The sequence below is a fragment of the Rubritalea marina DSM 17716 genome (assembly GCF_000378105.1).
GTDB lineage: Bacteria > Verrucomicrobiota > Verrucomicrobiia > Verrucomicrobiales > Akkermansiaceae > Rubritalea > Rubritalea marina.
In genome coordinates, this window is sequence record NZ_KB899257.1 from 47,627 (window position 1) to 59,339 (window position 11,713).

An 11,713-nucleotide genomic window follows, 5' to 3' on the forward strand; every position below is an offset into this window, starting at 1 on the left:
TCGCTCAATCACCTGAAGAGCCGAGTGCCTCGCGTGGGGTCCAAGGCAGATCGTGCGATTGAGCCACCGCTTCATTGGTAAGCATCCCTTGGGTACAATTGACGGCACTCGCCAGCTCTGCAAATTGACTCAGAGCCGACTCGAGACCGAGACCTGCGATGCGCCCTATCCATGCCGCTGTCACATTGCTGAGTGCAATGGTCGCAGTGCGCGCGTAGGCCGCCGGCATATTGGCCACACAATAATGTAGCACCCCAGACTCCGTGAATGTCGGTGCCGCATGGGTGGTAGCTCGCGTGCTCTCGACACAGCCGCCTTGATCCACAGCAATGTCCACAATCACCGAGCCCTCAGGCATCAAGCCCAGCATCTCACGTGTCACCAACTTCGGCGCAGCAGCACCAGGTAGTAGCACCGCCCCAACAAGCAAATCAACTGAGCGCAACAGCTCACGCAAATTGGCCTCACTCGAGTACATCGTATGGATCTGTGGAAAGTTCATCTCCAACATTCTCATCCGTTCGAAATCTAATTCTAAAATAGTAACATCGGCACCCATTCCGGCAGCCACACGGGCAGCATGCATTCCAGCAGTGCCACCACCGAGCACCACCGCCTTGCTCGGTCCCACCCCAGGCACGCTACTTAGCAAAGTGCCGCGACCACCCGTGTGCTTCGCCAAGTGGTAGGCCCCTGCGATGGGAGCCATGCTCCCGGCAATTTCAGACATCGGCTCTAGCAGAGGGAGTCGCTCCCCCACGGCCAATGTCTCATAGGCTAGCCCGGTACAACCGCTGGCGGTGAGTGATTGAGTGAGTTGCTTGTCAGCCGCCAAGTGCAGATACGTCAGCAAGGTGTGCGAGTCATTCAACATCGCTACCTCGTCAGGTTGCGGCTCCTTCACCTTCACAATCAATTCAGAGGCCGCAAATAGAAGATCAGGACGATCCAGCATCGAGGCCCCAGCAAAAGAGTATTCCTCATCGCTGTATCCAGCTCCCAGCCCAGCACCACGTTCCACATTCACTTGATGGCCAGAGTGCACCAGTGAAGCTACCACAGCCGGAGTCATCGCGACTCGATGCTCCTGCTTCTTAATTTCTTTGGGTAATCCGATGTGCATGGGGGAATGAAACTTAACAGCCAAATTAGCACAACAAGGAGATCAATCAAAGCAATGATTCATTGACGCTGGATTGATCTAAACAACGCGCATCGCAAGCAACCGCTAGTCGAAGACAAGGCAGCGTTAGCGCATTGGTTCGATCTCGTTCTATCTTGCGCCTCCTCAGGCGAAACTCCTCACACAGAAAGCAACGACTGACCCATTAAACTTTATGAAATTAGCAAGACCACTAACCCTTCTAGCGTGCACCTCAGCCGTCCTCCAGGCTCAGACACAGAAGGCCGATGAGAATTCCACCATCGTGACTGCGAATCGTTTTGAGCAGGACAGAAATGACACCAGTGCAGCAGTATCGACTTTCACTGCAGAGGACATCGAACGCAAGCAATCACGCTCACTCAACGAACTTCTCCGCAATGAACCAAACGTAGAAATCACTGGAGGCAATCGCCTCACTGGCCAGCAAATTGAGGTTCGCGGCCAAGGCGGAAACGCTGTGACCGTAAGAGTCGATGGCGCCAAGCAAAACTTTGTCACCGGGCACGGAGGGCAGCGATCTTTCATTGATCCCTTTTTCCTCACCTCAGCCGAGCTCATCCGCGGCCCAAAGAGCCACCTCTATGGATCTGGAGCAGCAGGCGTGATCAATCTCCGCACCTACAGTGCCTTCGACCTCATCGACCCAGGCAAGGGAATCGGCGGAAAACTACAGCTTGGCTACCAAAATGTGAACGAAGAGACCAGCTACGGCGGGCTCGTGGCTGCGGGCGAGGGCGACCTCACCATTCTGCTCGGCTACATCAATCGCAACTCCAAAGACATCAAACTAGGTAACGGACTCACCTCTGAAGGCTCAGCCATGGACCGCGAAAGCGTGCTGCTCAAAACCGAGTACAGCCCCAACGATGAGCACAGCTTCAGCTTCGGCTTCAACCACTACGCTGCCGATGACCAAAACGGCGCCAACCCACAAATCGATGTCGGCACCAGCAGCCCGCTGGTAAACCGTGAAACCCGCTACAAGCAATTCTCACTCTCACATTCCTTCAGCCCAGCGGATAGCGAGCTGGTGGATCTGCAATCAACGATCTACTACAACAAAACCGATCAAACCCGCCAGTATGCTGAGACAGACCCCGCAGCATCTAACTTTGGTCGAGTGAACCAACAGATCTTTGATACCTTCGGAATCGATATCTCAAACCGCAGCAAATACACGGCCTTTGGCCAAGAAAACACACTCGTCTCTGGCTTTGAATTCACTCACGATACACAAGAAGGGCGTGACACCCGGGCGGACTACTCAGCTGGCACCCCAGGCACCTTCTATGGCCGCCCCAATGCCGACGCTGACAATGTGGCTGCGTATATTGAGAACTGGACCAACTTCGAGAATGGTTTCGAACTTGCCGCTGGCCTGCGCTACGACAGTTTCTCTAGCAAGAGCACTTCTGAATCACAATCCAACTCTGAGCTCTCACCTCATCTAGGTGCCCGCTACAACACGGAAATGGGCCTCAGCCTCTTTGGCGACTATGCGAGGGCGTTCACCGCACCCACGATGAATCAACTCTACCAATCTGGCCGTCACTTTGCCTTCTCATCACCGAGCTTCTCTGGCGAGGGCTACTTCATTGCCAACCCAGATCTGAAGCCAGAGATCAGCGACAACTTCGAAATAGGTGCCGACTTCAAGCGCGAACTCGGACCTGGATTCTTCGACGCGAAACTCAGCTTCTTCTACCAAAAAGGTGAGAACACCTATGACTACGACACCGAGACGGTGATGGGATTCACCCCACCCTTCGGCCCAGTCACCATGACCCAGTACACCCAAGCGGTGAACCGCGAGGAAACCACACGCAAAGGTCTGGAATTCACCACCAACTACCGCACCGATCTCTGGTACGCCAAGGGCACATTCTCCACCATGAAAGCTGAAGATGACAGCACCGGCAACAAGCTCAATAGCACACCAGGCGATAAGATTTACTTAGAAACTGGATACACCGTGCAGGACAACTTCACCTTCGGCATCAATGCCCTCTTCGGCGGTGATCGCGCCGACAAGGTACAAGACGACGAAAATAAAACCAGCGGCTACGACATCTACGGACTCTTCGCCCAATGGCAGATCAATCAAGACCTCCTTCTCACAGCCGGCGTAGACAACCTCCTAGACCAAGCCTACGAGCGCAGTTCGGTTTCCAATGTAGAGCCAGGCCGCAATGTCTACCTTGCAGCATCCTACTCCTTCTAATCACCAACAAAACATCACATCATGCAAATCAAAGCCATTATTCTCGGCGTACTAGCAAGCGCCAGCATCGCCCACGCCAATGCCGACAAGTTTGAACAAGACCGCGCGGCGATCCTCCAATTTGAAGGCGCTTTCAAAGTAGACTTCCAATTCCGCGAATCCCTTGCCGTTAAAAAAGACTACGAACTCAAAGAACAATACACCGCCAATGCACACGAACTCGTCGAGCTCGTCGAAGACAACGGGGACTCCATCACCTTCCAACATCTCCTCGTCGTGCAGATGAAAGATAAGGAGCCAAAAGTCATCAAGCATTGGTCGCAAACATGGAAATACCAAGACACTGAAATCCTCGACTACACCGCGAAAAACCAATGGGAATCACGCAGCATCACCGCAGCAAAAGCCAAGGGTACATGGTCGCAGTTTGTCACCCAAGTGGATGATAGCCCACGCTACGAAGCTTATGGCACCTGGCAACACTTCGAAGGCAGCAGCATCTGGGTATCCCAAGAGGGTGGTGCTCGACCGCTCCCACGCCGAGAATCCACCAAACGCAAGGACTACGATATCGTGCTCTGTACCAATCGTAATGTCGTCACTGCCAATGGCTGGCACCACGAACAACACAACGCCAAATGCGTCCGCCGCGATGGCAAGCCAGGCGCCATCATCGCACATGAAATCGGCCTCAATAGCTACGTCCGTGACAACGAATACGACTTCACCGTCGCCCGAGACTACTGGAGCAAATACGCCAAATACTGGGACACTGTACGCAAAGAATGGAACCAGCTCTATGCCGAGAACTCCATGATCAAACTCGCCAAGTACCACGACGACACCAGCCTCCGCGACATGACATACGAGATGGTCGAAATCGCTGAAGAAGAAGGCAAGGACAAGCTCGTCGGCTTCAAAGCTGCTGCCTCGAAATTCATCAATCAACAGTAAGACTTTTACTCGCTGAGTGCGAACCAATCCCCCCAATTCATAACACCAAATTACCATGCAGGACCTTCAGCTATGGGAACTTATCCAGCAGGGTGGATTCTTTGTCTACCCCTTGCTGGTGCTCTCGATCATCTCCGCCATCATCATACTCGAACGACTATGTTATTTTAGTGTGAGACAATACCGCTTGGGCAAGGTGGTGACGCAGATTGATACCTTGGAAGAGTGCCAACACCACTCCAAGAATCCGATGCTGCAGGTCCTGCATGCGTTTAGCTCCGACTTAAAGAAAGGTGAAACTCACTGCCTTAACGTCTACCAACGCGAGGCCAACCGCCAAATCAGCCATCACGAACGTGGACTCAAGTCCCTCGCCACCATCGGCGCCATCTCGCCCTTGATCGGACTACTCGGCACCGTTTGGGGTATGGTACTCGCCTTTGCACAGATCGCCGCCGCTGGCGATGGCGTGAGCACCTCAGACTTCGCTGGCGGGATCTGGACTGGCCTCCTCACCACCGTGGCAGGCCTCATCGTAGCGATTCCGGCAGTAGCCGCAGCCCGCCTCTTCGAGTCCAAAGTAGACAAGCTCGCCCGCGACCTCAACGAGCTCGCCTCCCACCTCAAAGAATACTACTTCACTGCCTAAGAGTAGCCTCAACCAAATTTCGCCATGGTCATAGATAGAACCAAGCGTATCGACGCCAGCATCGACATGACTCCCCTGATCGACGTCGTCTTCCAGCTGTTGATCTTCCTCATGGTCACCAGCCACTTCACCAAGCCCGACCAGCAAGTCGAGCTCCCAACCAGCGCGAGCCAAGCCGAGCAAGTCGATCAACAAGTGGACAAACACACCTTGCTCATCACCGCAGAAAACGCCGTTAGCCTCAATGGGACCCCACTCTCACCAGATCGCCTGCGCTACGCATTGCACAGCCAGATCCAAGCCACTGGCACCACGCGACTGGAAATCCGTGGTGACCGCGGGGCTCACCTCGGCACCTTCATCGCCGCCATCGAAGCCGCCAAGGCCGCCGGCATCGACCAACTCAGCTACCACAAGAAAGCTCAGCCAATCACAGGAGAATAAAGCATGATCAAACAATCAGCCAAATGGACTGGAGTCATTGCCGCAGTACTGGGTCTCCACGCCTCCGTCTTCGCCCTCAGCTTTATCCCAGAGCATGAACTACAGGCCTCAGAGGAACAAGCTGGCGGCATCGCCATCGACCTCCTCGAAGAGCTCACGATCACCGACACAAGCTGCCCGATAGCCACCCAAGAGATCGAAAAAGAAGTCACAGCGGCTGACGAAGTACTCGAGGCGCAGCTACCGAGGGAGCAAGCCGAGCCAAAGCACAGCGAGGCACTCATGGAACCACAAAGCCTAGCTCCAGAGACAGCCACCCAGCAGCGTCAGGCCCAGGATGAACTCAAACAGCAGCTGGAGCAAATCCAGCGCGAACAAGCCCAGGCAGAGCTCAAAGCCGAACAGCAACGCCAGCTAGCACGCCAACGCAAGGCCGCCAAACAACAGAACTTAGCCGCCGCCCGCGCCCGCAAGGCAGCGCTTGCCAAGAAGATCGTGAGCGAAGCCATACCTGGCAACAATGCCCGCCACGTGCCACACTACCCACGCACCCTGCGCCGCCGCGGCATTGAAGGCACCGTGGTACTGCAGGTCAGTGTCGATAAGGCCGGCAAAGTCACAGAACTCAGACTCAAGCAAAGCAGCGGGCACAAACACTTCGACCAATCGGCGCTCAAAGCCATCAAGCATTGGTCCTACACTCCAGCCAAAAATGGCTTGGGTCAGCGAATCGCCAGCACTAAAGTAGAACGCATCGTCTACCGATTGCAGTAATTGGGCCCCTCAGTGGTCACTTCTTCAGCTTGCCTTCTAGCTCGTGGTATTCGCTCCAGTCGTAACTGCCGCCCGACTTGCTAGCCTCGCGTTTGATCTCAGCCATGCGCTTGTAAATTGCAGCGTGCTCAGCATTGCCTGATGCGATCGATTGGGCTGCTAGCTGGTCGTACTTCTGCGCCGCGCCTTCAACGCTGTAGCTTTGCTTCTTCACCTTCTTAGCGTGCTTTTCGCCATGCTTTTTGGCACCGTCATTGCCGTGGTTTAGCTGCCCCTGCAGCTTATGGTATTCGGTCCAGTCGTAGTTTCCCCCGACTTTGGCGGCATCGCGCTTCATGTCAGCAAGCTTTTTGTATATGGCGGCATCGTTGTTGTTACCAGCAATGGCTGCAAGCTCAGCCTTCTGATCATACTTTTTCGCCGTCTTTAGGAAATCGTTTTGGATGTCGGCATTGGATTTCTCGGCGTGTGACGCGCCAACACTGAGGAGCGCAATGGCACTGATAAGGATGGTGTTTTTCATTGGGTATTTTGGGTTTAGAACGTCCACATGTAGCAAATCTGAAGCGAAAAGGAAAGTTCAGGATACATCGAATCAGGAACCACGTACTCATTCCTAATGACTTGTGATTGTATCTCCATAAAAACAAGATCCCCCATCGTCCTCCTACGCAGCTTGATGGCCTGCGCAGCACTCAGCGCGGCTGCCCTTTTCAACACCAGCTGCCAGCAGCAAGAGAGGCAGCCCGAATCCACCATGGTGGCGGTCGCCGAGCACGTCCAGCGCGAGCCAAAGACCGAGGCCTACCGCATCAAAGTGGAGGGCCAGGTGGTCCCCATCTACACCGCTGGCGTCTCCAAGGACGTGCAGCAGCCGCCCCTTGATCTCGATGCCGACTACTTCTTTGGCAACTTCGACTTCAGCGGCAAAGTAGAGGTCGAACTCCAATCCTCCGAGCCCCTCAGCGCACTCAGCATCCGCAGTGTCGATGGCACCATCACGAGCAGCATCGATGGCAACCGTGCGCGCTTCACCCTCGATCGCCCGGGCCAGTACCTGATCGAGCGCAACCACCAAGGCCGCAAAGATCCCCTCCTGCTCTTCGCCAATGCGCTGGAGCAAGACAAGCCCGACCCACAGGACCCGGATGTCATCTACTTCGGACCCGGACACCACCAAGCCGGCGTCATTGAAATAGCTGACAACCAAACACTCTACCTCGCGGATGGCGCCGTGGTCACGGGCCGCGTGGTGGCCAAGGGCGACAACATCACCATCCGCGGGCGCGGGCTCTTGGAGAACGCCGGAGAAGAACACAACTGGAAGTACATGCTCTTTCTCGACCATTGTAAGCATGTGTTGATCGAAGGCATCACCCTACGCAAGCACACCCGCGGCTGGACTCTGGTCGACCGCGGTGGTGAGGATATCGAAATCCGCAACGTAAAGATCGTGGGCTCCCACAGCTATAATGACGATGGCATCGACCTCTGCAATACCCAGCACGCCAAGGTCATCGATTGCTTCGTCCGCACCAACGACGATAGCTTTGCCTTCAAGGGCATGGAGGGCGAGAACCACCGCAACATGGAACACATCGAGGTGCGCCGTTGCATGTTCTGGTCGGACCTCTGCACCGCCATCTTACTGGGCGATGAGTCGCACGCTGAGTACATGCGCCACATCACCTTCGCCGATAGCTTTGTGCCCTACCTAAGCTACGAGAAGTACCCTAAAAAGTTCCTCATGCTCCACGCCTGCGAAGAGATGCGCATGGAGTCGATCCGTATCGAGAATATCAAGGTAGGCGGCGAAGCCCAGTCACGCAACTACATCGAGATCGCCAGCGAGTTCAACCAATGGTGTGAGAGCGAGCGCGCCGGCTACATCAAAGACGTCGTCATCAAAGATATCGCACTCACGGGTGACAAGGGCGACTATTTCGTGGTCGTCAAAGGCTTTGATGAAAGCCACCGCGTCAGTGATGTGCGCTTTGAAAACTGCAGCATCAATGGCCAGAAGATCCTCGCCGACTACCCGCAGCTTGAAGTGGGTGACTTCGTCGACCGTCTCAACTTTGAGTAGATAAAGACCACCACACGGAGCAGCGAAGCATCCGAGCACAAAAAAAGCCGCATAAGATCGGCTCATATCGAAGGATTACTGAAAAAAGGGTGCCGCCCCCTATCCTCCCAAAAAGGGGACGGCTGTCATAAAGGTCTTACGACCAATTAAGACGGGTTGTTAAGTGAATGATTAATCGATTTTTGTCAAACCATTCTCGGTAAAATATCCTTATTTCGCCTGATTAACTCGAGAGAAGTTGGTCAATGGAGGCGGCATTCGCAGCATAACGGTCCGCGGCTACCTGCGGGGTGATCATCGCCTTGCTATCGGTGTTGCAGAACGCTTGCTCCAGCGCAATCAGCGCCACTCCATGGTTGTGCACAGCAGCGCGGAATGCGGCACCTAGGCCGACGGAACCCGTCACTGTAAGGCGCTGCACCTTCGCCTGAAACACATCGGCGATCACCTGCGCAATCGCATCATTCTTCGATGCCCCGCCCGTGAGGTAAATGGTGGAGGTCTCGAGCTGCATCCAAGCGGTGGATCGCTTCATATTGAGAAATTGACCCTCGACGCAGGCGCGAATCGCGGCGTCGGCTTCCTGCCATGAGCTAAAGGCATCACTGCCCGCCATCAATGGCGCCTCAACATCGATGCGTGGGCTGATTTCGGGACGGAAGAAAGGCAACATCACCTTGCCCTCATTCGCCACCTCGGTGTTGGAAAATGCCTGAGTAAAGGCATCCCAATCATATTGAAACTTGTCCTTCACTTCTTCACGCGCAAGCGATCCATTGACAAAACACTGTAGCGACATGGAACCGCCGCTCGGGTTGCCAAAGACATGACCACAGCCAGCTGGATCCGCTACGACTTCAGGCATCGCAGCAAAGAATGTGTCAGAAGTGCCCAGAGAAATCACACACTTGCCAGGTGTGCTAGCTCCCATGCCTACGAGGCTACTCGGGTTGTCACCAGTGAAGACCGTGACTTTGGTGCCGGCACTGAAACCAAATTTTTCGATGAAGTAAGTGGCCACATCACCCACACAGTGGTCACCATGCGCCACAGCAGGCAACTTGCTGGCAAGCTCAGGCGCAGTGGCCTGAAGAAGCTCAGCATCCCATTCCCAAGATTGGATGTTGAGCAGGTTCATGCCAGCGCCGTCGCCGGTGTCAATCGCAGCGTCTTGCCCGACGAGCACCGAACAAAGAAATGAAGATACGAGGTGGATGCGAGCCGTCGCCGCGTAGGCTTCTGGCTGCCTCTTGTAGAAGCGGCGCACCTGGGGGCCGGTGAAACGCTCCACAGCGATGGAGCCAGACTTGGCACAGACGACTTCATCGCCGCCCAACGCTTGAGCGATCTCAGCACATTCCACCGAAGTGCTGTTGTCCATCCAGATCGGCGAAGTGCTCCGACTGAGGCAAGGCTGAAGCTGTTCAGCCAGCGATTGCGAAGGACTGAGAGCTGCCACGCAGTCAAACCATTGGGCATTGAGGTAGACTGAACCGTGCTGTTGGCCCGCGCCAGAAATGGCACTGACTTGGGAGAGGTCACATTGCTCGCTTAGCTCGCTTAGCAACAACTCGAGGGCGTCGAGCCACATCCGAGGATCGGCGTGCACTTGGCCGTCGGCACCATCGGGTATGAAGCCACTCGGGGCCTGGTACTGAGGCAGGCGCTGGCCGAAGTTGACCGAGTGCTCTGCGACTACGGAATGGGATTCGGTATCAATGATGATGGCCGAACAACTTTGAGTGGAAGCATCGATTCCAAGTACCTGAGGCATAATGAATTTGTAGTGTGGTGGTGGGTGCTTTGTAGTGTGGTGTCGTGCCAGATGTGAATCTAGTGGGGGGCTAACGCACACCCATGGCAGGGAAGACCATGCCGCAGGGTGCGCGCTATATGGAGAAAGGGGGTTCTTCTTGGAAGATGTGGCAAGGGGTAGTGAACGGGTGTACTCGGGTGGAGATAGCCACTACCCCTTGCTATTAGATGAACTCGTTGAGAAGGTTCTCCATCATCTCTTGGCGACCACTGCCCAGTGTCGGTTCTGAGTTTGAAAGAGCATACTTCTCGAGTTCTTCAAATCCTACTTCGCCGGCTTCGATCTTCGCGCCGATATCTTTGTCGAAGGTGCTGTAGCGCGCTTGTACGAACTCAGACATGCGTCCGTCCTTACGGATGTTGTGCGCAATCTTGAGACCGCGTGCGAATGTGTCCATACCACCGATGTGGGCGTGCATGAGATCCATCGGATCGTGTGACTCACGGCGACGTTTAGCATCAAAGTTGAGGCCACCCGTGGTGAGGCCACCCATCTCGAGCACGCAAAGCATGACCTGCGTGGTGAGGTAGATGTCTGTTGGGAACTGATCGGTATCCCAACCGATGAGCTCATCGCCACGGTTGGCATCGATCGAACCAAGCATGTTGGCATTGTTACAAACAGTGAGTTCGTGCTCCATCGTGTGTCCCGCAAGTGTTGCGTGGTTGGTCTCGATGTTGAGCTTGAAATGATCCATAAGACCGTACTCACGCAGGAAGTTCAAACAAGCTGCTGAATCGGAGTCGTATTGGTGCGTGGATGGTTCACGCGGCTTTGGCTCGATGTAGAATGGGCCATTGAAGCCGATCTTCTTAGCGTGATCCACGGCCATGTGAAGGAAGGCCGCCAAGTGGTCGAGCTCGCGCTTCATGTCAGTATTGAGAAGGGTGGAGTACCCTTCGCGACCACCCCAGAAGGTGTAGCCGAGGCCGTCGAGCTCATGGGTGCATTCGAGTGCTTTCTTCACCTGTGCGGCAGCGTATGCGTACACTTGTGCGTTTGGAGAAGTGGCGCCGCCTTGAGAGTAACGTGGGTGAGAGAAGAGGCAAGCGGTGCCCCAGAGAAGCTGAACGCCAGTCTCTTGCTGCTTTTGCTTCAACTTAGCCACTACCTGGTCAAGTGCTGCGTTCGATGCTGCGAGGTTGTCGAGCTCTGGTGCGATGTCGCGATCGTGCCAACAGTAGAAATCGATGCCAATCTTATCGAGGAATTCGAAGAACACGTCCACGCGGTTCAGCGCATTTTCCACGGTGTTGGAACCATCGTCCCAAGGAGTCACCGCCGTGCCGCCACCAAATGGATCGGCGAGCTCGTTGCGCATGACGTGCCAGTACGGAGCAGCAAAGCGAAGGTGATCCTTCATGGACTTGCCGTCGATCAGCTCTTCAGGATTGTAATGTTTGAATGCCAATGGGTTCTTAGAACCTTGGCCCTCAAATTGAATTTTGTCGCAGTCGAAATATTGCATGATGTTTACCTGTTAAATTATCGGTCCCTAGTGGGGAGATGACAGCACCATATGGGAATTCTCATCACAATGTAACCGCATTATGCGTAGCTTTTCTGTTGATTTGCGACAAACAATGAAGGTAGTCTGCTACCGA

Annotated in this window: 10 protein-coding genes; 6 read left to right on the forward strand and 4 right to left on the reverse strand. The window is 54.7% G+C overall.

The features are described 5' to 3' along the window. Window positions 1-4: 4 nt before the first annotated feature. Complete coding sequence (gene ald / locus F454_RS0109645) at window positions 5-1,123, reverse strand: alanine dehydrogenase (RefSeq protein WP_018970450.1); 1,119 nt, start codon at window positions 1,121-1,123, stop codon at window positions 5-7. 214 nt (window positions 1,124-1,337) lie between these two features. Here ald and F454_RS0109650 point away from each other — a divergent pair, with 214 nt between their 5' ends. From F454_RS0109650 to F454_RS15815, 5 genes are read left to right on the forward strand one after another with little or no spacing between them, the layout of a single operon-like run. After that, window positions 1,338-3,386 (forward strand): TonB-dependent receptor domain-containing protein, encoded by a 2,049-nt coding sequence (locus F454_RS0109650; RefSeq protein ID WP_018970451.1) that lies wholly within the window; start codon window positions 1,338-1,340, stop codon window positions 3,384-3,386. Window positions 3,387-3,407: 21 nt separating this feature from the next. Beyond that, window positions 3,408-4,340, forward strand: a complete 933-nt coding sequence (locus tag F454_RS14805) for a DUF6607 family protein (protein WP_018970452.1) — start codon at window positions 3,408-3,410, stop codon at window positions 4,338-4,340. 55 nt (window positions 4,341-4,395) lie between these two features. Next, on the forward strand, window positions 4,396-4,989 hold the full coding sequence (locus F454_RS0109660; protein ID WP_018970453.1) for a MotA/TolQ/ExbB proton channel family protein: 594 nt from the start codon (window positions 4,396-4,398) through the stop codon (window positions 4,987-4,989). 24 nt (window positions 4,990-5,013) lie between these two features. Then, a complete protein-coding gene (locus F454_RS15810; RefSeq protein ID WP_018970454.1) occupies window positions 5,014-5,433 on the forward strand; it encodes an ExbD/TolR family protein in 420 nt (139 codons plus the stop codon). Between the two features lie 3 nt (window positions 5,434-5,436). Then, window positions 5,437-6,207 (forward strand): energy transducer TonB, encoded by a 771-nt coding sequence (locus tag F454_RS15815; RefSeq protein ID WP_018970455.1) that lies wholly within the window; start codon window positions 5,437-5,439, stop codon window positions 6,205-6,207. 16 nt (window positions 6,208-6,223) lie between these two features. Here F454_RS15815 and F454_RS0109675 read toward each other — a convergent pair whose 3' ends face one another. Further along, entirely contained in the window at window positions 6,224-6,730 is a 507-nt protein-coding gene (locus F454_RS0109675; protein ID WP_018970456.1) for a hypothetical protein, read from the reverse strand. A 96-nt stretch (window positions 6,731-6,826) separates the two neighbouring features. On the opposite strand from F454_RS0109675, the gene F454_RS0109680 reads away from it, so the two are divergent. Beyond that, window positions 6,827-8,293, forward strand: a complete 1,467-nt coding sequence (locus F454_RS0109680) for a glycosyl hydrolase family 28 protein (RefSeq protein ID WP_156817237.1) — start codon at window positions 6,827-6,829, stop codon at window positions 8,291-8,293. Window positions 8,294-8,516: 223 nt separating this feature from the next. Here F454_RS0109680 and F454_RS0109685 read toward each other — a convergent pair whose 3' ends face one another. After that, the gene (locus F454_RS0109685) at window positions 8,517-10,067 is read right to left on the reverse strand and encodes a xylulokinase (protein ID WP_018970458.1); all 1,551 of its coding nucleotides are present in this window, start codon (window positions 10,065-10,067) and stop codon (window positions 8,517-8,519) included. A gap of 205 nt (window positions 10,068-10,272) precedes the next feature. Next, on the reverse strand, window positions 10,273-11,577 hold the full coding sequence (gene xylA / locus F454_RS0109690) for a xylose isomerase (RefSeq protein ID WP_018970459.1): 1,305 nt from the start codon (window positions 11,575-11,577) through the stop codon (window positions 10,273-10,275). Window positions 11,578-11,713: the final 136 nt, after the last annotated feature.